The sequence below is a fragment of the Blastococcus sp. CT_GayMR16 genome (genome assembly GCF_004570875.1).
In the GTDB taxonomy this organism is placed as follows: Bacteria; Actinomycetota; Actinomycetes; order Mycobacteriales; family Geodermatophilaceae; genus Blastococcus_B.
Genome location: NZ_SPQK01000014.1, coordinates 1 through 23742 on the forward strand (window position 1 = coordinate 1; position 23742 = coordinate 23742).

Here is a 23742-nt window from a genome sequence, read left to right on the forward strand (position 1 = left end):
AGGCCGTCGCAGCCCGGCCCAGGAAAGCCAGGACGACGGCGCCGCCCAGCCACCGCCAGCCGCCCACCTCCACCGACCGGAGCACCTCCGAGGCCCCCGCCAGCAGCGGGACGCCCACCAGGATCGTCGCGGCGCCCACGCCGACGAGGACGTGCGCGACCACGCCGGCGGGTGGGAACTCCGGCCGGGCCGGGTCGGGCAGGGCGAGCCTGCGACGGACCTCGCGGCGCAGCGCGCTGAGCCGGCCGGGTGTGGCCCGCTCCTCCGACCGGGTCACGGCCGAGAGCGTCAGGGGCGCCAGGCCGGGCAGTGCCGCGGCGAGCGCGTCGTCGCCCTGCACCGAGAGCGCGGAGTCCACGACCAGCGCGACGTCGCTGCGCATCGCCAGCGAGGCCATCAGCTCGGCGTCGTCCTCGGCGAGGTCCGCGTCGTCGGCACCGGTGAGGGCGTTGCCGAAGTCGACGATCCACGGCCGCCCGTCGCCGTCGATCAGCACGCTCGAGGCCACCAGGTCGTGGTGCGCGATGCGGGCGGCGTGCAGGAGCGCCACCTGCTGCCAGACGTCCGCGAGCAGGGCGGGGGTCCGCTCGTCCGGCTCCAGGTCGCTGAGCGGCCGGCCGACGACGTACTCCTGGGCGACGACCGCACCCCGGTCCGTGCCGCGGGCGAGGATCACCGAGGGCACCCGCACCCCCCGGTCGCGTGCGGTCATCGCCGCGACCGCCTCGTGCTCGGCCTGCTGGCCCAGCGGCGCGACGGCGTCGGCGTCCTTGATGTCCCGCGCGGCCAGGAGGCGGTAGAGCCGGTAGAGCCAGTCGCGCTCGAAGCGGTCCGGGTCGAGGACCTTCACGTAGCAGCGGCGGCCGCGGTCGTCGACGGCCTCGAACGGATGGGAGCTGCGGGCCTCGACGTCGGCCGGGCGCAGTTCCTGCACGGGCAGCCCGAAGCGGGCGAGGAGCGCGGCCACCCGCGGCACGGAGGGTTCCCAGCGTGGCACGCCCAGGACCCAGTGCACCAGTGAGCCCACCGCCCAGCCCGCGGCCACCCCGCCCAGGACGTCCAGCGGCAGGTGGGCGCCGACGTAGACGCGGGTGACCGCGACCGTCCAGGCGAGGACCCACACCGTGCGGCGGCTCCGCCGGCCCAGGTAGGGCGCCGCTGCGGTGGCGAGCGCCGCGGCGACGGCGGCGTGACCGGAGATGAACCCGGAGCCCCCGGTGGCCCCCTCGTGCAGGACCGCGCCGACCGGCAGACCGGCCGGCCGCTCCCGGCCGACGACGGCCTTGACGAGATCGGCCAGTCCGTAGGCGAGGAGGCCCGACACCAGCAGGTCGCGGGCCATGCGGAAGCGCCGGGTCAGCGCTGCGAGCGCGGCCACCGTGGGGACCGCGACGACGTTCCCCAGCTGCATGACCAGCCACGCGACGGGCAGGACGATGCCGGAGAGGTCGTTGACCAGCCGGAACAGGTCGCGCTCGAACACCGACAGCTGCCCCTGCTGGGCGATGAGCGAGCCCACTCCCACGACGGCCAGGCCGAGCGCCACGCGCACGAGGTCGATCGGGTGACGGATGGGTCCGTGGTGCCGGGACGGCGTGCCCTCCGGGGGGTGCACCGCGGAGGGCGTCGCCACCTCGCGGGTGGTCATGGCGGGCGTGGGCTCGGCGAGGATCCGAACCTGCGCTCCGACATCCGGGCCTCCCGCCGCGGCATCCCGACGCTCGGAGGCGGTGCGCTCCGTCCGCGGCTCGGACCAGTGTGGCCTGCGGTTCCCCCCGGCGGAACGTTCCGAGGCGTCGGGCAGGGTGAGGGCATGGACGACTGGATCCGGCACGCCATCTGGTGGCAGGTCTACCCGCTGGGGGCCACGGGCGCGGAGCGCGCGGCGCTGCCGACCGGCGCCCCGGCGGTGCCGCGGCTGACGGAGCTGCAGGCGTGGCTGCCCCACCTGGTCGGGCTGGGCTGCAACGGGCTGGCGCTGGGCCCCGTCTTCGAGTCCTCGACCCACGGCTACGACACCGTCGACCACCTGAGCGTCGACCGGCGGCTGGGCACCGAGCAGGACCTGCAGGAGCTCATCGAGGCCTGTCATTCACGCGGCGTCCGGGTGCTGTTCGACGGCGTCTTCAACCACGTCGGCCGGGACTTCCCGCGCTTCCGCGAGGTGCTCGAGCAGGGGCCGCGCTCGCCGGCCGCGGCCTGGTTCGACATCGACGCCGGACGCCCCGGCCCGGACGGCTTCGGCTACCGCGACTTCGAGGGGCACTCCGCGCTCGTCGCCCTCGACCACGGCAACCCGGAGGTGGCCGAGCACGTCACCCGGGTCATGACGTACTGGTGCGACCGCGGAGTCGACGCCTGGCGGCTGGACGCCGCCTACGCCGTCCCTCCGGCGTTCTGGCGCGAGGTCCTGCCGCGCCTGCGCGACCGGCACCCCGCGGTGTGGATCGTGGGGGAGGTGCTGCACGGGGACTACGCCCGCTACGTGGCCGACTCCGGCGTCGACTCGGTGACCCAGTACGAGCTGTGGAAGGCGGTCTGGAGCTCGCTGAACGACCGGAACCTGTTCGAGCTGGCGCACGCGCTGTGCCGGCACGGGGAGATGGTGCGCGCCTTCCTGCCGCAGACGTTCGTGGGCAACCACGACGTCACCCGCGTGGCCAGCCGGCTCGACGACCCGCGGCACCTGCCCCTGGCCCTCGCCCTGCTGTTCGCGCTGCCCGGCGTCCCCACCGTGTACTACGGCGACGAGTTCGGTCTCCGCGGCGTGAAGGAGGACCGGGCCGGCGGGGACGACGCCGTCCGCCCGCGGCTGCCGGAGAGCACGGAACCGGCGGACCCAGGGGCGGCGGCCGTCGCCGACCTCCACCGCCGGCTGATCGGGGTGCGGCGCCGGCACCCGTGGCTGGCCGACGCCCGCGTCGAGGAACCCGACCTGCTGACCAACGACGTCCTCGCCGTCCGCCTCACGTCGGACGGGAACGCGCTCGGCGTCGTCCTCAACGTCGGCGACACCCCGGCCGAGGTGCGCCTGCCGCTGTCGGGAGCCTCGGTGCTCGCGGGGGAGGCGGTGGTCGACGGGACGGCGTTCCGGGTGCCCCCGCACGCGTTCGCCCTCATCGGCAGCGAGTGAGGGTCAGCCGACGACGACGTTCCAGGGGCGGATCGTCCACCCGGTCACGAGGCCGTTGCTGACGTAGGGGTCCTGCTCGACGAAGCGCTCGACGGCGTCCCGGTCGACCGTCCAGATCAGCAGGGCGCGGTCGTAGGGGTCCGGCAGCGCCCCCGCCAGCAGCAGCTCGCCGCGGTCGTGGGCGGCCACGGCCAGCGCGAGGTGCTCGTCCCGCAGGGCGGCCCGGCGCTCCAGGTAGTCGTCGACGAGGGCGTACTCGAGCAGCAGGTACATGCCGTCACTGTCACACGGTGCGCGAGGCAGGATGCCTGCATGCCGCGCCTGCTGGTCGTCCACCACACACCGTCGCCCGCGATGCAGGCGGTGCTGGAGGCCGTGCGGGAGGGGGTCGCGCTGGTCGAGGAGGTCGAGCTCGTCGTCCGGCCGGCCCTGTCGGCGGGGGCGGCGGACCTGCTCGACGCCGACGGCGTCCTGCTGGGGACACCCGCGAACATCGGCTACATGTCCGGCGCGCTCAAGCACTTCTTCGACACCGTCTACTACCCCTGCCTGGACGCGACCGTCGGGCTGCCGTACGGCGTCTACGTCCACGGCAACGACGACACGGCGGGTGCGGTGAACGGCATCGCGAAGATCACCGGGGGGATGCGCTGGAAGCAGGTGGCCGCCCCGCTGAGCCTCGTCGGCGCACCCGGTCCGGCGGAGCTCGAGGCCTGTCGCGAGCTGGCCGCGACCGTCGCGGTGAACCTCTGAGGCCTCAGGTCAGGTCGCTGACGACCCGGTCCCGTCCCTGGCGCTTCGCCCGGTAGAGGTGGGCGTCGGCGCGGCCGAACAGCTCGAGCGCGGTCGGCTCGGGCAGCCCGGCGGTGCTGGTCGCCCCGATGCTCACGGTGATCGCCAGGGCGCCGGTCAGCTCCGACCACGGGTGGTCGGCCACGTCCCCGCGCAGGGTCTCCAGCCGGCGGGCCGCCGCGCGCGGGTCACTGCCCACCAGGACGAGCAGGAACTCCTCGCCGCCCATCCGGGCGGCGAACGAGCCGGAACCGTCCTCGATGTCCAGCAGCAGCTCCGCGACGGTGCGCAGCACCTCGTCACCCACCTCGTGGGAACAGGTGTCGTTCACGAGCTTGAAGTAGTCGAGGTCGAGCAGGGCGACGGACACCTCGGGCGCGCCCGCGGTGCGGCGCAGCAGCCGGGGCAGCTGCTCGTCCAGGAAGCGTCGGTTGTAGAGACCGGTGAGCGGGTCGCGCAGCGAGAGCTCCCGGTACCGGCGGCTCTGCCGGCGCGCCTCGGTCGTCTCGTACATCGCCTGCAGGGCGCGCGCCCGGGCGTCGCGCTGGGCGGACTGCAGGTCCATGAACTCATCGGAGTACAGCTTGTGCTCCTCGAACGCGGCCCGGAAGTCGCCCCCGGCGGCGTGCAGCTCGGCCTGCTCCCGGCGGGCCCGCACGCGGATCGAGGTCAGCCCGTGCTCCTCGCAGCGGCGGACGCTCTCGTCGAGGCTCTCCTGGGCGCCCGCCACGTTGCCGCGCCGGCGCCGGACCTCGGCGAGGGTCAGCAGGAAATCCGCGCCGGCGTCGCCGTCCAAGGACGCGGCCAGGGCCTCGGGCCGGAGTCCGGGCAGCAGCGCGGCCTCCGCCTCCTCGAGCCGGCCGAGTCCCATCAGGGCGCGGGCGACGGTGTCCAGCCGTCCGATGTGCAGGGGGACGTCGGACGTGGTGGCGACCGCCTGCAGCTGGGTGCTGAACCCGAGGGCCGCGTCGAAGTCGCCGAACAGCGTCTCGGAGTAGGCCCGGTTGTTGAGCACCATCAGCTGGCGGTCGACGTCGCCGAGCTCCTCGGCGACCTGCTGGACCTGTGCGTAGCGATCCCGCGCCGCCTCGTCCCCGTTGAGCGCCAGGCAGTCGCCCAGCCGGGTCAGGTGGTCGACCCGCATGGCCGGGTCGGCGTCCTCGCCGAGCACGTCGACGGCCCGGACGGCGTGCTCGAGTCCGAGCGAGACGTCGCCGAGCTCCTGGAACACCGCCGACAGGACGAAGTGGCTGCGGGCCAGGGTGCGGCGCGAGTCGTCGTCGGTGGCCCAGCGCTGCACGGCCTGGGCGATCCGGCCGGCCTCGGCGACGTTGCCGCGGCGCCGGAGAAGGTCGGCCTTGATCAGCTGCGCCCGCTGTTCGATCTCGGCAAGGCCCAGCTCGCGGGCGTCGGCGACGGTCTGCTCGGCGCGCTGTTCGGCGCTCCCACGGTCGAAGCGGGCCAGCATCTCCAGCTCGTCCACGGTCGCCAGCAGTTCGGCGGCTCGCGGGTCGTCGGGAGCCGGCGCGGGCGGGCGCGCATCGGCCACGGCTGGCGGGCTGATCACAATCGATCCATCGGCACCGACGCCGCGCAGCTTGAGCGCCGTCGCATGCCGGGTTCCCCCGGGCCCGGTCGCCCACGACCCGGGGTGGCGGAAGAAAGTCACTGGAGACCGATCACTTGGCGGCGGACCCTGTGTCTCAACACAGGACAGGACTGCACGGCGCAGAGGTGAGGGATCCGATGACGACGCAGGCACCGCTCGCGATCGAGGCCACGGGACTGGAGAAATCGTTCGGTGACACGCACGCCGTGGCCGGCGTGGACCTCGCGGTCCCGGAGGGGGCCATCTACGGGGTCCTGGGGCCCAACGGGGCGGGGAAGACGACCGTCATCCGCATGCTGGCCACGCTCATTGCACCCGACGCCGGTTCCGCCCGGGTGCTGGGCCACGACATCCGCACCGACGGGGACGCCGTCCGCAGCCAGGTCAGCCTGACCGGGCAGCTCGCGTCGGTGGACGAGGAGCTGACCGGCCGGGAGAACCTGATCCTGCTCGGCCGGCTGCTCGGGCTGTCTCGCGCGGCCTCCCGGACCCGGGCGGACGAGCTGCTGGAGGCCTTCGGCATCGCCGAGGCGTCGGCCCGCCTCGTCAAGCACTTCTCGGGCGGGATGCGCCGCCGGCTGGACATCGCCGCGAGCATCGTCGTCACGCCGCGACTGATGTTCCTCGACGAGCCGACCACCGGCCTCGACCCGCGCTCGCGCAACCAGGTGTGGGAGATCGCCCGGGCGCTGCAGGCCGGCGGGACGACGATCCTGCTCTGCACCCAGTACCTGGAGGAGGCCGACCAGCTGGCCGACGGGATCGCCGTCATCGACCGCGGCCGGGTGATCGCGGAGGGCACACCGGGGCAGCTCAAGGCGTCGGTGGGGACCGGCGGGCTGCACGTCCGGCTCCTGGAGTCCGAGCACCGTCCCGAGGCCGCCGAGATCCTCGAGCGCGCCGTCGGCACCGTCGTCCTCGAAGCGGACCCGGCCGCGCTGTCGGTGTCGTGCGCCGATCCGGCGCGGGCGGCGGACGGGGTGTCCGCGGTGGCCCGGGCCGGTCTCGGCATCGCGGAGTTCTCCCTCGGCCAGCCCAGCCTGGACGAGGTCTTCCTGGCACTGACCGGCCATCTGGCCGAGGAGCCCGACCCGACCCTCGAGGAGCAGCCGTCATGAGCGCCGCCACGCAGGCGACCGACGGCGCCGACACCGCCGCCGTTCGTCAGGCCATCACCACCACCGCCCGGCCGCCGCGTCCCGGAGGCCTGTCACAGGCGCTGACCTTCGGCTGGCGGGGCATGCTGAAGGTCAAGCACGTGCCCGAGCAGCTGCTCGACGTGACCGTCACCCCGGTCATGTTCCTGCTGCTGTTCACCTACCTGTTCGGCGGCGCGATCGCGGGGTCCACCAGCGCCTACCTGGACTACACGCTGCCAGGGCTGCTGGTCATGTCGGTGCTGTTCACGACCGTCTACTCCGGGGTGGCGCTGAACACCGACCTCACCAAGGGCGTCGTCGACCGGTTCCGGTCGTTGCCGCTCTGGCGGCCGGCACCGCTGCTGGGCTCGCTGCTGGGCGACAGCGTCCGCTACGTCATTGCCGGCACAGTGATCATCGTGGTGGGCGTCGCGCTCGGGTACCGCCCCGATGCCGGGGTGGTCGGCGCGGTCGCGGCGCTCGCACTCGTGGTGGTGTTCTCCTTCGGGCTGTCCTGGGTGTTCTGCGTCCTCGGCCTGCTGCTGCGTTCGCCGAACGCCGTGATGAACGCCGGCTTCATGGGGATCTTCCCGCTGACGTTCCTGTCCAACGTGTTCGTCGACCCCGCCACGCTGCCGGGACCGCTGGAGGCGTTCGTCGAGGTCAACCCGATCTCGATCCTGGCGACGGCGTGCCGGTCACTGATGGACGGCGAGCCGGACGGCCCGGCGATCCTCGTCTCCCTCGCCGTGGCCGCGGTACTGGCGGCGGTCTTCCTGCCGATCACCACGCGGCTCTACCGCAGCCGGTGAGCGGGGTGGACGACGAGGCGGAGATCCGCGGACTCCTGGAACGCTGGGCGCGGGCGGTGCACGAGGGCGACCTGGACGCCGTCCTCGACCGGCACTCCGCCGACATCGTCATGTTCGACGTCCCGCCGCCGCACCGGGGCGCGCGGGGTATCGCGGCCTACCGCGAGACCTGGCCCGGGTTCTTCGAGTGGCAGCGGCAGGGGGCCGTCTTCGAGATCGAGTCGCTCGACGTCACTGCCGGCGCGGACGTCGCCTTCGCCCATGCCCTGCTCCGGTGCGGCACCGCAGCCGAGTTCGCGGAGGACGCGGAGCGGCGGCTGCGGCTGACCGTCGGGCTGCGCCGGGACGACGGCCGATGGGTCGTCGTACACGAGCACCACTCGTTCGCCACGTCCTGACGGGAGTTCTCGATGCCTGACGACGCGTCCGCCCTCGAGCCGCTGATCGGCACCTGGGACATCGAGGCCTCGGCACCCGGGGGCGAGTGGTCCGGCACCGGGCGGACGACGTTCGAGTGGCTGCTCGGTCATGCCTTCGTCCTGGAACGCTCGGCGGTCGACCACCCCGACGCGCCGGACTCGCATGCGGTCGTCGCCCCGGCCGCCGAGGGGCACGGCTGGACGCAGCACTACTTCGACTCCCGGGGGGTGGTACGGCTCTACGAGATGGGATTCGACGGCCGGGAGTGGACGCTACTGCGGCGCACCCCGGACTTCAGTCCGCTGAGCTTCCACCAGCGCTACGTCGGCACGTTCAGCGAGGACGGGGGCGTGATCGACGGGCAGTGGGAGATGTCCGACGACGGCGCCGAGTGGCGGTCGGACTTCCGGCTCACCTACCGGCGCGTCCGCTGACTCCCGGAGCGCCGGGCCGGGTCAGCGGGGCAGCGGCGTCGGTGCGAAGGCCAGCAGGCGCCAGTCGCCCGCCGCCCTCGTCCAGACCGACAGCGCCAGGTTGTCGATCGTCTTCGGGACTCCGTCGACGAGGAGGTCGGCGGTCATCCGGCCGACCACCATCGCGCCGTCGCCCACGACCTCGACCCGCTCGACCGGGTGGTCGACCCGTCGGTAGACGTAGTACCCGCTGCGGATCTTCTCCAGGTACTCCGCCTTGGTGTCCCTGACGCCGCTGGAGTGGCAGTAGCTCAGCTCCTCGGCGAAGAACCGGTCGAGGGCGGCCAGGTCGGGGCCGAGCAGGGCCTGGTAGCGGAGGTCCTCCGCGGCCAGGACCGTTGCGACGTCGTCGGACATGCCGGACCTCCTCAGGCCACCAGGACGACGATCAGTGCGCGGGGGCCGTGGACACCTTCCACCCGCTGCAGCTCGATGTCACTCGTGGCCGACGGGCCGCTGATCATCGTCAGCGGCGCGAGCGGGTCGAGGACGGCGAGGCCCTCCGGCACGCTGCCGACGACCTGGGCGGCCTCGACCACGCAGACCAGGCAGTCGGGCAGCAGCGACAGCGCCCGGCGGCCGCACAGCGGGGAGCCGTCGAGGACGAGGGTGCCGGTCTCGGCGACGGCGGCCGAGACGCCGGTGAGCGTCGCGCCATACCCGGCCAGGTCGACGGCGGGGCGGCCGTCGTCCTCGACCGAGCCCTCGGGCCGCCAGGCCGACGGCACCCCGGGGGCGACGACGACGTCACCCTGGACCGCGGCCAGGGCGGTCGCGACGGTGGCCGCGACCTCGTCCGGCCCGCAGCGGACGACGGTGGCCTTGTAGTCCTCGAGCCGGTCGACCAGGACGTCGAGCAGGACCTCGGCCGGCCGGACATCGACGGTGCGGTAGCCGCGGGTCACCGGCGACACGGGGCCTCGCTCGCCCAGCGCCGTCCGGATCCGGCCGAGGATCTCCTCGCGCGAGCTCACGACCGGTGCTCCTCGGCCCACTGCTGGGTGAACGTCTTCGCCGGCGGGGTGGGCAGGTCGCGGGTGCGGGTCCACGTCGAGACCGGCGGCGGCAGAGCGTTCGGGAGGGTCGTCTTCCCGCGGGCGAGGAACCGGCCGAGGCCCGCGGCCCGCTGGGCCAGCCGCCACAGGCGCGGGCTCGACATCGCCTTCGACAGCGCCCGGAAGGCCACTGCCTCGGGCGTGGTGCGCGTCTGGGCCTCGACGTGCTCGGCGCGCAGGTGCACGAGGATCGAGGGGATGTCGATCGCCACCGGGCAGACGTCGTAACAGGCTCCGCACAGGCTCGACGCGTACGGCAGCGAGGCGTTGTCCTCCACCCCGGTCAGCTGCGGGGAGAGGATCGCCCCGATCGGGCCCGGGTAGACCGAGCCGTAGGCGTGTCCGCCGGTGCGCTCGTAGACCGGGCAGACGTTGAGGCAGGCCGAGCAGCGGATGCAGTGCAGCGCCTCGCGGCCCACCTCGTCGGCGAGCACCGCCGTCCGGCCGTTGTCGAGCAGCACCAGGTGGAACTCCTGCGGACCGTCGCCGGGCGTGACCCCGGCCCACAGCGACGTGTACGGGTTCATCCGCTCGCCGGTGGAGCTGCGGGGGAGCAGCTGCAGGTAGACCTCGAGATCGCGCCATGAGGGCACCACCTTCTCGATGCCCATGACGGTGATGAGCGTGTCGGGGAGGGTCAGGCACATCCGGCCGTTGCCCTCGCTCTCGACGACCGCGAGCGTGCCGGTCTCGGCGACGGCGAAGTTGGCGCCGCTGATCGCCACGCGGGCCCGCAGGAAGCGCTCGCGCAGGTGGGTGCGGGCGGCCATGGCCAGCTGCCGGGGGTCGTCGGTGAGGTCGGGATCTGCCCCCGGCATGGTGCGCAGGAAGATCTCGCGGATCTCGGCCCGGTTCTTGTGGATGGCCGGGACGAGGATGTGGCTCGGCTTGTCGTCTCCGAGCTGCACGATGAGCTCGGCGAGGTCGGTCTCGTGCGCGGTGATCCCCGCGGCCTCCAGCGCCTCGTTGAGGCCGATCTCCTGGGTGGCCATCGACTTGACCTTGACCACCTCGTCGGCGCCGGTGGCCTGCACGAGACGGGTGACGATCGCGTTCGCCTCGATCGCGTCCCGGGCCCAGTGCACGGTGCCGCCGCGGGCGGTGACCTGCTCCTCCAGGGCGATGAGGTGCTCGTCGAGGCGCGCCATGGTGGCGGCCTTGATCGCCCGCCCGGCCTCGCGCAGCTCCGCCCAGTCGGGCAGCTCGCCGACCACGGCGGCCCGCTTCGCGCGGATGGTCGACGTGGCGTGGCCCAGGTTGGCCCGGAGCTGGCCGTCGCGCAGCGCCTCGCGGGCGGCGTCCGGGAAGGACCGGTCGCCCCGCAGGTGGCCGACGCCCGGGGGAGCGGTGGGGATCCCGAGGAACACCGCGGTCATGCCGTCACCGCCGGCGTCGTCGACTGCTGCGGCGTCACGGCCTCCTCGGTCGAGGCGAGGATCTCGGCCAGGTGCACGGTGCGGGTGCCCGAGCGCAGGCGGGACAGGCCGCCGCCGATGTGCAGCAGGCAGGACGCGTCGCCGGCGGTGCACACCTCGGCGTGCGTCGACAGCACGTCGGTCATCTTGTCGGTGAGCATGGCGGTCGAGGTGTCGGCGTTCTTGACCGCGAAGGTGCCGCCGAAGCCGCAGCACTGGTCGGCGCCGGGCAGCTCGACGAGGTCCAGTCCGCGGACGGCACGCAGCAGCTGCAGCGGGCGGTCGCCGACCCGCAGCAACCGCAGCGAGTGGCAGGTCGGGTGGTAGGTGACGCGGTGCGGGTAGTACGCGCCGACGTCGGTCACGCCCAGGACGTCGACCAGGAACTGGGACAGCTCGAAAGTGCGCTCGGCCAGTGCGGCGGCGTCGTCAGCCAGCTGGTGCTCGCCGGCCCGTCGGGCGACGGCGGCCTGCTGGTGATGGATCGAGGCGACGCACGACCCGGACGGCGCGACGATCGCTTCCACTCCCGACGACAGGGCACCGGCGAAGGCGCGGACGTGGTTGGCCACGATCGGCACCGCCTCCCGCCGGTAGCCGGTGTTGACGTGCATCTGGCCGCAGCACGACTGCCCGGGCGGGACGACGACCTCGTGCCCCAGTCGCTGCAGGAGCGTGGCGGTGGCGCGGGCGACCTGGGGCGTCAGGGTGTCGACCAGGCAGGTGGCGAACAGGGCGACCTTCACGACGTGGGGTGGCCGGGGGCCGGCGCCGGCTGAGCCGGCGCGGGTTCGAGGAGCAGCAGCGGGATCTGCCGTCGGGTCCGGCTCTGGTACCCGACGTAGGAGGGGAACACCGTGCACGCCCTCGACCACCACGCGCTGCGCTCCGCCCCCGCGGCCGCCCGGGCGACCAGCGACAGGACCTCGTCCCCGTCCCGCAGGGTGACCCTCGGCTCGGCGAGCACGTTGGCGTACCAGTGCGGATGCCGGTCGGAGCCGGCCATCGAGGCGACGATCGCGTAGACCCCGGCATGGGTGACCCGCATGAGCGGCGTCTTGCGCAGCAGGCCGGTGCGGGCGCCGGCCGTGGTGAGCAGCACGACCGCCCGGCCCCGCAGGCCGGCGCCGGTGCGTTCGAGGTGCTCGACCTCCTCCCGAACCCACGGCACGGGGCTGGGGGCGTACTCGCCGTCCGGTGCCATGAGCAGAGTGTCCACCGCGGCGCAGTGTTGCCTCCGGAGGCCGCCCGGAGGAATACGGTCGGGCGATGATCGAGCGGGCGCCGTTCGGCGCGACCGGCCACGACTCCAGCCGCGTGATCTTCGGCGCGGCGGCCCTGGGCAGCGTCTCGAAGGGAGACGCCGACCGGGCCCTGGACGTGCTCCTGGCACACGGGATCAACCACCTCGACGTCGCCGCGAGCTACGGCGACGCGGAACTGCGGATCGCTCCGTGGTTGCGGCGGAACCCCGGGACGTTCTTCGTCGCGACCAAGACCGACGGGCGGAGCTACCGCGCAGCGCGAGAGGAGATCCGTCGATCGCTCGACCGGCTCGGCGTCGATCACGTCGACCTGATCCAGTTGCACAACCTGGTCGACGTGATCGAGTGGGACACCGCGCTGAGCTCAGGTGGTGCCCTCGAAGCCGCGATCGAGGCGCGCGAGGAGGGTCTCGTGCGCTTCATCGGCGTCACCGGCCACGGCCTCTCGGTGCCGGAGATGCACCGCCTCAGCCTGGAGCGTTTTCCCTTCGACTCGGTTCTCGCTCCCTACAACTTCGTCCAGATGCAGGACACCCGCTACGCCGAGACGTTCGAGGCGCTGGCCGCCGTGTGCGCCGAGCGCGGCGTGGCCCTCCAGACGATCAAGAGCCTGGCCCGACGTCGCTGGGACGGCCGACCGGCCACGGCCGCGACCTGGTACGAGCCGCTGCGCGAGCAGGCCGACGTCGACCTGGCGGCCCATTGGGTACTGGGCCGGCCGGAGGCCTTCCTCCTGACGACCGGGGACGTCGAGATCCTGCCCCGGCTGCTCGACGCCGCCGAGCGCTTCGAGCGTCGGCCGTCGGACGGGGAGATGGCCGGCCTGGCCGCCCGGCAGGACGCCACGCCGCTGTTCGTCTAGCTCCCGCAGGCCGGGGGTCCGTCAGACCGACCGACCGGGGTCGTGTGACGGCAGCGTGACGCCCCGTCGGCGACGATCCCACGACGGGACCGGACGCCGGCAGGCGGGAGCACGCGCGATGGAGCTGGAGCTCCGCTTCGACGGTCTCTCCGAGGACGTCGTGGACGCGCAGGTCGACGTCCAGGTGCTGGACCTCGGCATGGCCGACGCCCCGGCCGACTCCGCCGTGGCGCACGTGCCGTCCTTCTCGGTGTCCCCGGCCCGGCCGTCGGTGCGGGTGACCGTCGACCTGCCCGCGGCCGAGGGGGCCTACGAGCCGGGCCTGCTGGTGCGCGTGCGGGGGCGGACGGCGCGCGACGAGCGGGTCGAGTTCTTCAACACCAGTACGACGCCGCTGACCACGCGACCGGACCGTCCGGTGCAGGTCGTGCTGTCGCGGATCACGTGAGGCCGGAACCGACGAGCGGAGATGACCAGGATGAATCCCCAGGACGACGTGCAGCTCGGCGTCATCGACCACATGGCCGGCAGCGACGTCACCGCCATCGGCTACCTGACCGGGCCCGGGCTGTTCGAGTTCCCGGTCACCTACGCCGTCGTCGACGGGCGGGCGATCCACGAGGGCTGCATCGACATGGGTCCGGCCGAGGAGGTGGCCGCCCAGGCCGAGGAGATCGGACAGCGGCGGGCGGTGCGGCTGACCACCGCCTACGCCGGCAGCTCGGACGGCGACGGGAGCCTCCCCGACGTGCACGAGGCCGGGGTCGGTCTCCCCGGGGACTCCACGTTCCTCTGGACGAACGGCCGCGTCGCGTACGAGATCGACGGCGGGGTGCCCAACCCGGCGCGGGTGACCGACTCCATCGCCCACCTCGAGGCCAACACCGGGATCCGGTTCACGCTGCGCACCGCGGCCAACGCCGGCACCTGGCCGGACTACATCCGCGTCGTCAGCAACGGCGCCGCGACCTTCAGTTCCTCGGCCATCGGCCGGCGCGGCGGCATGCAGGACCTGCGCGCCGCGGACGCCCACCCGTGGCCGGTCATCGCCCACGAGTTCCTGCACGCCCTGGGCGTCTACCACGAGCAGTCACGGTCGGACCGGGACGCGTTCGTCGAGATCAAGTGGGACAACATCCAGGACGGCCCGCCACCGGCCGGCGAGACGAACGCACTCGGCAACTTCCAGACGAAGCCGGACGCGGTCGACTACTTCGACTACGACTACGGCTCGCTCATGCACTACCACGCGAAGTCCTTCGCCAAGGACACGTCGAAGCCGACGATCGTGCCCCGGCAGGCGGGTGCGGTCATCGGCCAGCGGAACGGGCTGAGCTACGGCGACCGGCAGACCGTCGCCAAGATCTACGAGCGCTTCTTCGCCAAGGGCTACTCGGGCGTGTGGCGGGCGGGAAGCGGCCGCTACGCCCTCTGGGCGAACGCCGAGTGGAACGACTTCGCCGGCAAGTGGCAGGCGTGGAGCGCCGACGGCCTGCGGCTGGTGGACATCCACGTGCAGCCCACCCGCCAGGGCCTGCGCTACTCCGGGGTGTTCCTGCCCGGCACTGGCGGGCACGCCCTCTGGGTCGATGCCCCGTGGGCGAGTTTCGTCGCGAAGTGGCAGGAGTGGTCTGGTCAGGGGCTGCGCCTGCACGACATCCATGTGGTCACCGTCAACGGCCAGGACCGCTGGACCGGGGCGTTCCTGCCCGGTACCGGCGGGCACGCGCTGTGGGCGGGCGCGACGTGGGACAGCTTCGTGGCCAAGTGGCAGGAGTGGTCGGGCCAGGGGCTGCGCCTGCACGACGTCCACGTGCACAACGCGAACGGCCAGGACCGGTACACGGGCGTCTTCCTTCCGGGCAGCGGTGGCCACGCGCTGTGGGCCAACGCGAGCTGGGCGAGCTTCGTGGCCAAGTGGCAGGAGTGGTCGGGCCAGGGGTTGCGGCTGGCCGACCTGAACTCCCACCGCGTCGGGAACGAGACGCGCTACACGGCGGCCTTCCTGCCGGGCAACGACGGTCACGCGCTGTGGGCCAACGTCACCTGGCAGAGCTTCGCGGCGAAGTGGCAGGAGCTCGCCGGCATGGGGTTGCGGCTGGTCGACTTCGAGATCGTCAACCCGGCCGCCGGGGCGATCTTCGACGGCGTCGACGTCGGCGAGTCCGACCTGCCCATGGCCGAGGAGCCTTTCGGCGGGATCCTCGCCGCCGTGGAGCCGGCGGCCGCGCGGGCCATGGAACAGGGCGCGGAGCAGGACGTCGGCTACGGCGGCGCGCAGTTCGAGGGCGAGCCGGCCGCGACCGGGGCGCCCGTGGCAGGTGACCAGGGCGGCGCCGAGCTGCCGAACATCGTCGCGCCGAGGGACACCGCCGAGGGTGTCGGTGGCCGGGTCGGGAACGGGGGCCGGACCCGCAAGGTGGCGAAGTCCGGGCAGGGTGGCGCCGTGCGCGGCTGAGCACGGGCTCTTCCGCTGGGGGACGCGAGCATGGACAGTTCGGGGCCATGCGCCCGACGTTGTACGAGTTCGCGGGGGGCGACGACGCGTTCCTGGCCCTGGCCAGGGCACATCACGCGCGCTGCCTCGCCGATCCCGAGCTGAACCACCCGTTCTCCCACGCGGACCTGAACCCGGAGCACGTGCAGCGCCTAGCCGCCTACTGGGCCGAGGTACTCGGCGGACCGCCCCGGTACTCGGCGCTGCCCGCCGACCACTCGTCCCTGCTCCGCATGCACGCCGGCAACGGCGACATGGGCGACCTCGGCCGGCGGTTCCTCGAGTGCTTCGTGGCCGCCGCGGACGACGCCGGGCTCCCGGCCGACCCCGAGTTCCGGGCCGCGCTGCGGGCGTACATGTCGTGGGCGGTCGACGACGTGCTCGCGTTCCCGGACGGCGCGGCGGTCGTCCCGGGAGGCCTGCCGATGCCGCGCTGGTCCTGGGACGGCCTGCAGTCGAGGTGACGTCGCCGGACAAGCCGCTGCCCGACGTCATCGCCCCGGGGCTCGACGTGCTGTTCTGCGGGATCAACCCGTCCCTGATGTCCGCGGCCCGAGGGCACCACTTCGCCCGGCCGGGGAACCGCTTCTGGCCGGCGCTGCACCTCGCCGGCCTGACTCCCTCCCGACTGACCCCGGAGCAGGACCGGCAGCTGCCGGAGTACGGGCTCGGGGTGACCAACCTGGTCGACCGGCCGACGCGGGCGGCCGCGGAGCTGACCGCGGACGAGCTGCGTGCGGGCGTCGGCGCCCTGGCCGATCTGGTGACCCGGTACCGGCCCCGGGTGGTGGCGATGCTGGGCATCACCGCCTGGCGGGTCGCCTTCGACCGGCCGCGCGCCACGCTCGGCGTGCAGCCGGAGCGGGTCGGGGGAGCGACGACCTGGGTGGCGCCGAACCCGAGCGGCCTCAACGCCCATGTCCAGCTCCCGGAGCTCGCTGCCTTCTACCGGCGGCTCCGGCCCGAGGATCAGGACGGCAGCTCCGGCGCGCGGACCAGGGGCCCGCCCGGCCGGTAGGCCAGGTGCCGGAAGGACGGCGCGTCCAGGACGGAGAGGTCCGCCCGCGCGCCGGGGAAGGGCGAGCGTCTGCCGCGCGGGCAGGGCGTCAGATTTCGACCGGGCTGCCCATTGTGACGGTCCGGTCGACCGGCAGACCGAAGTAGGCGGCCGGATCGGCGGCGTTGTGGGCCAGCCGCAGGAACAGCACCTTGCGCCACGGCGCCATTCCCTTCGCCCGCGTCCGCCGGATGGATCCGCGGGACAGGAAGAACGACGCCCCCTCGATCTCGATGGTGCCGGGGTAGAGAGCACCGGTCGCACAGGCCTGTGCGAGCGCCTCCGGCAGGTTCGGCTCGTCGGAGAACCCGAAGCGGACGGCGAGGTGCTGGATGCGGTCGTTGTCGTAGCCCAGGTGGTCGACTTCGAACCGGTCGGCCACGGGCACGTGGGGCACGTTGGCGGAGCTCGCGGACACGATGAGCACGTTCTCGTGGAGGATCTTGTTGTGCTCGACGTTGGCCCGCAGGGCCAGCGGGGTGGTCTCCTTGCCCGGGTGCGGGAACACCGCGGTGCCGGAGACCCGCGGCAGCCCGCGCGCGTTCACGTCGTCGATGAAATCCGACAGCGTTCCCTCCTGCTTCCGGCGGTTCCCGGCCACGATCTCCCGCCCCCGGCGCCAGGTGGTCATGACCGTGAACACCACGAGGGCGATGAGCAACGGCAGCCACCCACCGTGGGCCACCTTCGACAGATTCGCCGCGAGGAACGTGAGCTCCACGCCGCCGAAGGCCACCGCCGCGAGCGCCAGCTTCCACGGCCCCCAGTGCCACAGCATCCGGGCGACGAGCAGCATCAGCAGCGTGTCGATGACCAGGGCGCCGGTCACGGACACCCCGTACGCCGTCGCCAGCCGTTCCGCGGAGCCGAACGTCAGCATCACGACCATCACGCCGACGTAGAGCAGGGCGTTGACCCCCGGGAGGTAGATCTGTCCGCCCTCGTGCTCGGAGGTCTGGCGCACGGTCACCGGTGGCAGCAGGCCGAGCTGCACCGCCTGCCGGCTCAGGGAGAAGGCGCCGGTGATGACCGCCTGGCTGGCGATCACGGTCGCCGCGGTGGCCAGCACGACCATCGGCAGCTGCGCCCAGTCCGGATAGAGCAGGTAGAACGGGCTCTCGACGGCGTCCGGGTGCCGGATGATCAGCGAGGCCTGGCCGAGGTAGTTGAGGATCAGCGCGGGGAACACGACGAAGAACCAGCCCCGCAGGATCGGTGACCGGCCGAAGTGCCCCATGTCGGCGTACAGGGCCTCGGCGCCGGTGATCACCAGCACGATGGCGCCCATGGCGATGAACGCGATGCCCGGGTGCCCGACGACGAACCCGATCGCATAGGTCGGTGAAAGCCCCTTCAGGACGCCGGGGTACGCCACGATCCCGCCGATCCCCGCCGCCGCGAGCGCGGCGAACCACACCAGCGTGACCGGCCCGAACAGGGCACCGACCCGGCCGGTGCCGAAGCGCTGCACGGCGAACAGGAGGGTGAGGATCACCGCGGCGGCGGGCACGACGAGGTGATCGAGTGCCGGGGCGGCGACCCGGACGCCCTCGACGGCCGACAACACGCTGATCGCCGGGGTGATCAGCGAGTCGCCGTAGAAGAGGGACACCCCGAGGATCCCGATGACGACGATCGGCGCCGTGCCGGCGGGCCGGCCCGCGTACAGGCGGCGGGCCAGAGCGGTGAGCGCCATGACGCCGCCCTCGCCGTCGTTGTCGGCCCGCATGAGGATCCCGATGTACTTGATCGACACGATCAGGGTCACCGACCAGAACATCAGCGAGACGACCCCGTAGACGTCGCCGACGGTCGGGCGCACCGCCCCGTCGTTGATGGAGAACACGGTCTGCAACGCGTAGAGCGGGCTCGTGCCGATGTCGCCGAAGACGATGCCGAGGGCGGCCAGCACGAGGCCGCCGGCAGCACCGTGGGGCGGGTTCTTGGCCGGTGCCTGCGCGGCTGGGACGGGGGAATCGGCGTGCGCGACGTCCGACGCCGTCGCGCCGCTCCCGCGAACCTCGTCTTCGGTCACGAGAGGAGCCTGCACCACAGTGTCCCCGGCCGCAGTGTCCGACCAACGCCCGGTCGGCGATTCCTCGGGCCGGGGTCAGCCCATCGAGTGGATCTTGTCCGCAGCGATCCTGAGGAGGACCCGGACCTGGTCGCGTCCCCCGAACCACGGGTACGGACCACCGAGGTACCGCTGGGCGAGGGCCTCGATGTGCTCGGCTGCCCCGTCGGTGGTCGCGTCGACGACCCGGCCCCGGACGGCGAAGTACCGGGTGGGGTTCTCAGGATCGGAGACGCCCAGCGCCACGCGTGGGTCCCGTTCGACGTTCCTGACCTTCTGGAAGCCCTGCACGGTGTTGATGAGGACGTGCGAGCCGTCGGTGTCCACCCAGGTCTGCGTCATCTGAGGGGACCCGTCAGGCATCGTCGTCGCCACATAACAGGTGCTGGGCCTGCGCAGGAGGGCGAGCAACTCGTCGGGCAGGTCCATCCGGGTCTCCCTGGGAATCGGCCGCCCGCGACCGGGTCGTGCGCGGTGGAGGTCGTCTGCCGTCGAGTAGACGGGTCGCAGCCGGAATCCGCGCGGCCACCGGATGGACAGTCGCGTGCTGTGCACGCCCTGAGCCTGGCGGACGATCCGCGAGTCGGCGACGCAGCACTACCAGCTGCGGCAGCTGGAGGCGTGGGCGGCGAGGCGGACCCTGGAGGGGCACCGGGCGCTGATCGCGGACACGGCGGCCTTCGTCGCTGTGCGACCGTGGCACTGGCCCCGGTCGGCGTCCTGGTGGCTCATGCGTCGTGGCGGGCGGCGCCGGTGTTCGAGCGCATGGGCTACTCGCGGGCCGAGGTCGAAACCGTGCACCTCGAGGGCGTCCCGATCACGCGCGTGCTGATGCGGGCCCCGTTCCCGTCAGTCCTCGGCCGCCCGCCGCCTCATAGCCGAACGCCCGGCATCGGGCGTCGCCCCGGACTCCAGGAGCGGGAGGGTGCGCCAGGGAACCAGGGTGGACAGGGCGACGACGCTGGTGGAGCGGACCACCGCCGACGAGCGGTTGAGGTCGACCAGCACCTGCTGCAGCGCTTCGTGCGAGCGGGCGGCGACCCGGCACAGCACGTCGCCGCTGCCCGTGGTCGCGTGCGCCTCGAGCAGACCCGGGATCGCCTCCAGGTCACGCTGCACGTCCTCGATGGCGCCCTGCGCGATCTCCAGGGTCACGAAGGCCTGGACGCCGAACCCGGCGGCCTCGACGTCGACGTCGGGGCCGTACCCGGTGACGACGCCGCCCTCCTCCAGGCGCTGGAGACGCGCGGACACGGTGGCCCGGGCCACCCCGGTGATCCGGGACAGCTCCAGGGCCCCCGCGCGGGGGTGCTCGCGGAGTGCGGCCAGCAGGGCGACGTCCAGGGCGTCCAGGGGGCGCTTCTCGATCACCCGGCAACTATGCGCCCTGTACAGCAGAACGGGGCGACAGGTAGCTCAATAGTGCGGACAGGCCAGAACTACTGAGCCTGCTTGCGCAGCCGATCCGGTCGGGTGTGGAGTGCCGGGATGAGCCTCGAGCAGACCCTCAACGACGAGGAACGCCTCGCCGACCTCGATCTCGGCCAGCTCCAGCAGCTGGTGGGGCTGGTCGAGTACGACGCCTCCGCCGATCCCTTCCCGGTCTCCGGGTGGGACGCCCTCGTGTGGATCGTCGGCAACGCGGTGCAGACGGCGCACTTCTTCCAGTCCGCGTTCGGCATGGAGCTGGTCGCCTACTCCGGGCCCGAGACGGGCAACCGCGACCACCACGCGTTCGTCCTGCGGTCCGGGGCGGCCCGGTTCGTGGTTACGGGCGCCTACGACCCGGCCAGCCCGCTGGCCGACCATCACCGCGCGCACGGCGACGGCATCGTCGACATCGCCCTCTCCGTTCCGGACGTGGACCGGTGCATCCGGCACGCCGCGGCGCAGGGCGCCACCGTCCTCGAGCAGCCGCACGACGTCACCGACGAGCACGGCACCGTGCGGGTCGCGGCGATCGCCACCTACGGCGACACCCGGCACACCCTCGTCGACCGGTCCCGCTACGACGGCCCCTATCTGCCCGGCTACGTCGCGCGGACGTCGTCCTTCGTGAGGCGGGCCGGTGCCCCGACGCGGTTGTTCCAGGCCGTCGACCACGTCGTCGGCAACGTCGAGCTCGGCGCCATGGACCAGTGGGTCGACTTCTACAACCGTGTCATGGGCTTCACCAACATGGCCGAGTTCATCGGCGAGGACATCGCGACGGACTACTCCGCACTGATGAGCAAGGTGGTCGCCAACGGCAACCACCGGGTGAAGTTCCCGCTCAACGAGCCGGCGGCGGGCAAGAAGAAGTCGCAGATCGATGAGTACCTCGAGTTCTACGGCGGCCCGGGTGCCCAGCACGTCGCGCTGGCGACGAACGACATCATCGGCACGGTCGACGCGCTCCGCGCCGAGGGCATCGAGTTCCTCAGCACGCCGGACTCCTACTACGAGGACCCCGCGCTGCGGGCCCGCATCGGCGACGTGCGCGCCCCCATCGAGGAGCTGCAGCAGCGCGGCATCCTGGTCGACCGCGACGAGGACGGTTACCTGCTGCAGATCTTCACGAAGCCGACCGGGGACCGGCCGACCGTCTTCTTCGAGCTGATCGAACGGCACGGCTCGCTCGGCTTCGGCAAGGGCAACTTCAAGGCACTCTTCGAGGCGATCGAGCGCGAGCAGGACAAGCGCGGAAACTTCTGAGGAGGACGACGTGGCTCATTACCGGCAGGTGGGTGAGGTCCCGCCGAAGCGGCACACGCAGTTCCGTCGTTCGGACGGCGGGCTCTACTCCGAGGAGCTGATGGGGGAGGAGGGCTTCTCGTCGGACTCCTCGTTGCTCTACCACCGCGCCATCCCCTCGGCCCTGGTGGACGCACGCCCCTGGGAGCTGCCCGACCAGTCGCTGACGGCGAACAGCCCGCTGCTTCCCCGGCACCTGAAGCTGCACGACCTCTTCCCCGGTGAGGAGGCCATGCCGTCGAAAGGCGTGGGCGTCGACCCGGTGACCGGCCGGAGGCTGGTGCTGGGCAACGCCGACGTCCGGATCTCCTATGCGGTGTCCTCGCTGACCTCGCCGTACTACCGCAACGCCACCGGCGACGAGTGTGTCTTCGTCGAGCGCGGCACGGCCACGGTCGAGACCGTCTTCGGCGCGCTGGACGTCGGCCCCGGCGACTACGTGATCGTCCCCCGGGCGACGACGCACCGCTGGGTGCCGACCGGCAGCCCGGACAGCATGGAGCCGCTGCGCACTTACGCGATCGAGGCCAACAGCCACATCGCCCCGCCGAAGCGGTACCTGTCCAAGTACGGCCAGCTGCTCGAGCACGCCCCGTACTGCGAGCGCGACCTGCGCGGCCCGAGCGAGCCGATGGTGGCCGAGGGGAGCGACGTCGAGGTCTACGTCAAGCACCGCGGCGAGGGTCCCGGCGGGCTCGGCGGCTCGATCCACGTCGTCCCGGAGCACCCGTTCGACGTCGTCGGGTGGGACGGCTGCCTCTACCCCTACGTCTTCAACGTCGCCGACTTCGAGCCCATCACCGGCCGGGTGCACCAACCGCCGCCGGTGCACCAGGTCTTCGAGGGCAACAACTTCGTGATCTGCAACTTCGTGCCCCGCAAGGTCGACTACCACCCGCTCGCCGTCCCGGTGCCCTACTACCACTCCAACGTCGACTCCGACGAGGTCATGTTCTACGTCGACGGCGACTACGAGGCGCGCAAGGGCTCGGGCATCGGCAAGGGCTCGATCTCGCTGCACCCCGGCGGGCACAGCCACGGCCCGCAGCCGGGCGCGGTGGAACGGTCGCTCGGTGCGGAGTTCTTCGACGAGCTCGCCGTCATGGTCGACACCTTCCGGCCGCTCGGCCTGGGCGAGGGCGGCACGGCCGTGGACGACGGGACGTACGCCTGGTCGTGGTCCGGCCGCGGACCGCAGGCGTGAGCTGGCTCGACCTTCCCGCCGACACCGGGTTCGGGCTCGACAACCTGCCGCTCGGCGTCTTCTCCACGCCGGGCACCGAGCCTCGCTCCGGCGTCCGCATCGGCGACCTGGTGCTCGACCTGTGGGCGTGGAGCCACGACGAGGACCACCGCACCGGTTCCCTGAACGCTTTCCTGGCCCGCGGCCCGGAGCGGTGGGCGCAGCTGCGGAGCGAGCTCCGCGGCTCCCTCACCGACGAGGCCCACCGCGGCGGCACCGAGCCCTTCCTCGTGCCGGTCGACCAGGTGGAGATGCACCTGCCGGTCGAGGTGGCCGACTACGTCGACTTCTACAGCTCGCGGCAGCACGCCGAGAACATCGGCAGGATCTTCCGCCCGGACGCCGAGCCGCTTACCCCGAACTGGACGCATCTGCCGATCGGCTATCACGGTCGCGCCGGCACCGTGCGGGTCTCCGGCACGCCGGTCGTCCGGCCGTCCGGGCAGCGCCGGTCGCCGGCCGACGACGCCCCGACGTTCGGCCCCTCGGAGCGGCTGGACATCGAGGCGGAGGTCGGCTTCGTCGTCGGGACGCCGTCGGCACTGGGGGAGGCGGTGCCGCTCCGCGCCTTTCCCGACCACGTGTTCGGGGTCTGCCTGGTGAACGACTGGTCGGCACGTGACCTGCAGGCCTGGGAGTACGTGCCTCTGGGACCCTTCCTCGGCAAGTCGTTCCTCACCTCGGTCTCCCCGTGGGTGGTCCCGCTGGCCGCGCTGGAGGCGGCCCGGGTGGCGCCGCCGCCCCGCGACCACACCGTGCTGCACTACCTGGAGGACGACGAACATCCCTGGGGGCTGGACATCACCCTCGAGGTGGCGCTGAACGGCGAACGGATCAGCCGGCCCCCGTTCCGCGAGATGTACTGGACGGCGGCCCAGCAGCTCGCACACCTGACCGGGAACGGGGCCGCGCTCCGCACCGGTGACCTGTTCGCCTCCGGCACCGTGAGCGGCCCGGAGCTCCGTCAGCGCGGCTCCCTCATCGAGCTGTCCTGGAACGGCCGGGAGCCGCTGACCCTCGCCGACGGCTCGACCCGCACGTTCCTCGAGGACGGCGACGTCGTCACGATCTCCGCGTCGGCGCCCGGCCCGGGGGGCAGCCGGATCGGCTTCGGCGAGGTCACCGGGCGGGTGGTTCCCCCGCGACACACCCTGTCCGGTTAG

The 23742-nt window shown here is 72.7% G+C and carries 25 protein-coding genes; 14 read left to right on the forward strand and 11 right to left on the reverse strand.

Annotated elements, in window-relative coordinates; all coding sequences use genetic code 11:
- On the reverse strand, positions 1–1648 hold a 1648-nt coding region (locus tag E4P38_RS14950; RefSeq protein WP_135132662.1), incomplete at its 3' end, for a phosphatase PAP2 family protein.
- Positions 1649–1813: 165 nt separating this feature from the next.
- Between E4P38_RS14950 and E4P38_RS14955 the strand changes: the two genes are divergently transcribed.
- Positions 1814–3133: an alpha-amylase family glycosyl hydrolase gene (locus E4P38_RS14955; protein ID WP_135132670.1), complete on the forward strand. Its 1320-nt coding sequence runs from the start codon at positions 1814–1816 to the stop codon at positions 3131–3133.
- A gap of 3 nt (positions 3134–3136) precedes the next feature.
- Here E4P38_RS14955 and E4P38_RS14960 read toward each other — a convergent pair whose 3' ends face one another.
- Complete coding sequence (locus tag E4P38_RS14960) at positions 3137–3406, reverse strand: YciI-like protein (RefSeq protein ID WP_135132671.1); 270 nt, start codon at positions 3404–3406, stop codon at positions 3137–3139.
- Positions 3407–3445: 39 nt separating this feature from the next.
- On the opposite strand from E4P38_RS14960, the gene E4P38_RS14965 reads away from it, so the two are divergent.
- A complete protein-coding gene (locus E4P38_RS14965; RefSeq protein WP_135132692.1) occupies positions 3446–3886 on the forward strand; it encodes a flavodoxin family protein in 441 nt (146 codons plus the stop codon).
- Positions 3887–3890: 4 nt separating this feature from the next.
- On the opposite strand, the gene E4P38_RS14970 is transcribed toward E4P38_RS14965, so the two are convergent.
- Positions 3891–5492: a GGDEF domain-containing protein gene (locus tag E4P38_RS14970; protein ID WP_245161047.1), complete on the reverse strand. Its 1602-nt coding sequence runs from the start codon at positions 5490–5492 to the stop codon at positions 3891–3893.
- Between the two features lie 179 nt (positions 5493–5671).
- Here E4P38_RS14970 and E4P38_RS14975 point away from each other — a divergent pair, with 179 nt between their 5' ends.
- From E4P38_RS14975 to E4P38_RS14990, 4 genes are read left to right on the forward strand one after another with little or no spacing between them, the layout of a single operon-like run.
- Entirely contained in the window at positions 5672–6652 is a 981-nt protein-coding gene (locus tag E4P38_RS14975) for an ATP-binding cassette domain-containing protein (protein WP_135132694.1), read from the forward strand.
- Positions 6649–7485, forward strand: a complete 837-nt coding sequence (locus E4P38_RS14980) for an ABC transporter permease (RefSeq protein ID WP_135132696.1) — start codon at positions 6649–6651, stop codon at positions 7483–7485. The genes E4P38_RS14975 and E4P38_RS14980 overlap by 4 nt, the downstream gene beginning before the upstream one ends.
- Positions 7486–7490: 5 nt before the next feature.
- Positions 7491–7883 carry an SgcJ/EcaC family oxidoreductase gene (locus E4P38_RS14985; protein ID WP_135132845.1) on the forward strand — a complete coding sequence of 131 codons (393 nt, stop codon included), beginning with the start codon at positions 7491–7493 and terminating at the stop codon, positions 7881–7883.
- A 12-nt stretch (positions 7884–7895) separates the two neighbouring features.
- Complete coding sequence (locus E4P38_RS14990; protein ID WP_135132698.1) at positions 7896–8339, forward strand: hypothetical protein; 444 nt, start codon at positions 7896–7898, stop codon at positions 8337–8339.
- Positions 8340–8360: 21 nt separating this feature from the next.
- Here E4P38_RS14990 and E4P38_RS14995 read toward each other — a convergent pair whose 3' ends face one another.
- Genes E4P38_RS14995 through E4P38_RS15015 form a run of 5 tightly spaced genes read right to left on the reverse strand, consistent with a single transcriptional unit; the run spans position 8361 to position 12067 of the window.
- Complete coding sequence (locus E4P38_RS14995) at positions 8361–8735, reverse strand: nuclear transport factor 2 family protein (RefSeq protein WP_135132699.1); 375 nt, start codon at positions 8733–8735, stop codon at positions 8361–8363.
- Between the two features lie 11 nt (positions 8736–8746).
- On the reverse strand, positions 8747–9352 hold the full coding sequence (locus E4P38_RS15000) for an LUD domain-containing protein (protein ID WP_135132701.1): 606 nt from the start codon (positions 9350–9352) through the stop codon (positions 8747–8749).
- A complete protein-coding gene (locus tag E4P38_RS15005; RefSeq protein ID WP_135132703.1) occupies positions 9349–10809 on the reverse strand; it encodes a LutB/LldF family L-lactate oxidation iron-sulfur protein in 1461 nt (486 codons plus the stop codon). The genes E4P38_RS15000 and E4P38_RS15005 overlap by 4 nt, the downstream gene beginning before the upstream one ends.
- Positions 10806–11594, reverse strand: coding sequence for a (Fe-S)-binding protein (locus tag E4P38_RS15010; RefSeq protein ID WP_135132705.1), 789 nt, complete (start codon positions 11592–11594; stop codon positions 10806–10808). Before E4P38_RS15010 ends, E4P38_RS15005 begins: the two co-directional genes overlap by 4 nt.
- On the reverse strand, positions 11591–12067 hold the full coding sequence (locus E4P38_RS15015; RefSeq protein ID WP_245161048.1) for a nitroreductase family deazaflavin-dependent oxidoreductase: 477 nt from the start codon (positions 12065–12067) through the stop codon (positions 11591–11593). The genes E4P38_RS15010 and E4P38_RS15015 overlap by 4 nt, the downstream gene beginning before the upstream one ends.
- Before the next feature lie 50 nt (positions 12068–12117).
- Between E4P38_RS15015 and E4P38_RS15020 the strand changes: the two genes are divergently transcribed.
- The 5 genes from E4P38_RS15020 to mug all read left to right on the forward strand — a co-directional run bounded on the left by E4P38_RS15020 (position 12118) and on the right by mug (position 16490).
- Positions 12118–12975, forward strand: coding sequence for an aldo/keto reductase (locus tag E4P38_RS15020; protein ID WP_135132706.1), 858 nt, complete (start codon positions 12118–12120; stop codon positions 12973–12975).
- 118 nt (positions 12976–13093) lie between these two features.
- A complete protein-coding gene (locus E4P38_RS15025; protein ID WP_135132708.1) occupies positions 13094–13423 on the forward strand; it encodes a hypothetical protein in 330 nt (109 codons plus the stop codon).
- Between the two features lie 21 nt (positions 13424–13444).
- The gene (locus E4P38_RS15030) at positions 13445–15433 is read left to right on the forward strand and encodes a M12 family metallopeptidase (protein WP_135132710.1); all 1989 of its coding nucleotides are present in this window, start codon (positions 13445–13447) and stop codon (positions 15431–15433) included.
- A 47-nt stretch (positions 15434–15480) separates the two neighbouring features.
- Positions 15481–15936 carry a group II truncated hemoglobin gene (locus E4P38_RS15035; protein ID WP_135132712.1) on the forward strand — a complete coding sequence of 152 codons (456 nt, stop codon included), beginning with the start codon at positions 15481–15483 and terminating at the stop codon, positions 15934–15936.
- Entirely contained in the window at positions 15933–16490 is a 558-nt protein-coding gene (mug, locus tag E4P38_RS15040) for a G/U mismatch-specific DNA glycosylase (RefSeq protein WP_135132714.1), read from the forward strand. The genes E4P38_RS15035 and mug overlap by 4 nt, the downstream gene beginning before the upstream one ends.
- Positions 16491–16578: 88 nt before the next feature.
- On the opposite strand, the gene E4P38_RS15045 is transcribed toward mug, so the two are convergent.
- From E4P38_RS15045 to E4P38_RS15055, 3 genes are all read right to left on the reverse strand, one after another.
- Positions 16579–18564: a potassium transporter Kup gene (locus tag E4P38_RS15045; RefSeq protein WP_209309121.1), complete on the reverse strand. Its 1986-nt coding sequence runs from the start codon at positions 18562–18564 to the stop codon at positions 16579–16581.
- 75 nt (positions 18565–18639) lie between these two features.
- On the reverse strand, positions 18640–19032 hold the full coding sequence (locus E4P38_RS15050; RefSeq protein WP_135132716.1) for a PPOX class F420-dependent oxidoreductase: 393 nt from the start codon (positions 19030–19032) through the stop codon (positions 18640–18642).
- Positions 19033–19452: 420 nt separating this feature from the next.
- Complete coding sequence (locus E4P38_RS15055) at positions 19453–19974, reverse strand: Lrp/AsnC family transcriptional regulator (protein WP_135132717.1); 522 nt, start codon at positions 19972–19974, stop codon at positions 19453–19455.
- A gap of 117 nt (positions 19975–20091) precedes the next feature.
- Between E4P38_RS15055 and hppD the strand changes: the two genes are divergently transcribed.
- Genes hppD through fahA form a run of 3 tightly spaced genes read left to right on the forward strand, consistent with a single transcriptional unit; the run spans position 20092 to position 23742 of the window.
- Positions 20092–21297, forward strand: a complete 1206-nt coding sequence (gene hppD, locus E4P38_RS15060; RefSeq protein ID WP_135132719.1) for a 4-hydroxyphenylpyruvate dioxygenase — start codon at positions 20092–20094, stop codon at positions 21295–21297.
- A 10-nt stretch (positions 21298–21307) separates the two neighbouring features.
- Entirely contained in the window at positions 21308–22540 is a 1233-nt protein-coding gene (locus E4P38_RS15065) for a homogentisate 1,2-dioxygenase domain-containing protein (RefSeq protein WP_135132721.1), read from the forward strand.
- Positions 22537–23742 (forward strand): fumarylacetoacetase, encoded by a 1206-nt coding sequence (fahA, locus tag E4P38_RS15070; RefSeq protein WP_135132723.1) that lies wholly within the window; start codon positions 22537–22539, stop codon positions 23740–23742. Before E4P38_RS15065 ends, fahA begins: the two co-directional genes overlap by 4 nt.

Excerpts from the sequence above, each read along its gene's own strand:
- E4P38_RS14955 (WP_135132670.1), top strand. The coding sequence starts at position 1,814 with ATGGACGACTGGATCCGGCACGCCATCTGGTGGCAGGTCTACCCGCTG.
- E4P38_RS14960 (WP_135132671.1), bottom strand. The coding sequence starts at position 3,406 with ATGTACCTGCTGCTCGAGTACGCCCTCGTCGACGACTACCTGGAGCGC.
- E4P38_RS14965 (WP_135132692.1), top strand. The coding sequence starts at position 3,446 with ATGCCGCGCCTGCTGGTCGTCCACCACACACCGTCGCCCGCGATGCAG.
- E4P38_RS14975 (WP_135132694.1), top strand. The coding sequence starts at position 5,672 with ATGACGACGCAGGCACCGCTCGCGATCGAGGCCACGGGACTGGAGAAA.
- E4P38_RS14980 (WP_135132696.1), top strand. The coding sequence starts at position 6,649 with ATGAGCGCCGCCACGCAGGCGACCGACGGCGCCGACACCGCCGCCGTT.
- E4P38_RS14990 (WP_135132698.1), top strand. The coding sequence starts at position 7,896 with ATGCCTGACGACGCGTCCGCCCTCGAGCCGCTGATCGGCACCTGGGAC.
- E4P38_RS14995 (WP_135132699.1), bottom strand. The coding sequence starts at position 8,735 with ATGTCCGACGACGTCGCAACGGTCCTGGCCGCGGAGGACCTCCGCTAC.
- E4P38_RS15005 (WP_135132703.1), bottom strand. The coding sequence starts at position 10,809 with ATGACCGCGGTGTTCCTCGGGATCCCCACCGCTCCCCCGGGCGTCGGC.
- E4P38_RS15020 (WP_135132706.1), top strand. The coding sequence starts at position 12,118 with ATGATCGAGCGGGCGCCGTTCGGCGCGACCGGCCACGACTCCAGCCGC.
- E4P38_RS15025 (WP_135132708.1), top strand. The coding sequence starts at position 13,094 with ATGGAGCTGGAGCTCCGCTTCGACGGTCTCTCCGAGGACGTCGTGGAC.
- E4P38_RS15030 (WP_135132710.1), top strand. The coding sequence starts at position 13,445 with ATGACCAGGATGAATCCCCAGGACGACGTGCAGCTCGGCGTCATCGAC.
- E4P38_RS15035 (WP_135132712.1), top strand. The coding sequence starts at position 15,481 with ATGCGCCCGACGTTGTACGAGTTCGCGGGGGGCGACGACGCGTTCCTG.
- E4P38_RS15050 (WP_135132716.1), bottom strand. The coding sequence starts at position 19,032 with ATGGACCTGCCCGACGAGTTGCTCGCCCTCCTGCGCAGGCCCAGCACC.
- hppD (WP_135132719.1), top strand. The coding sequence starts at position 20,092 with ATGAGCCTCGAGCAGACCCTCAACGACGAGGAACGCCTCGCCGACCTC.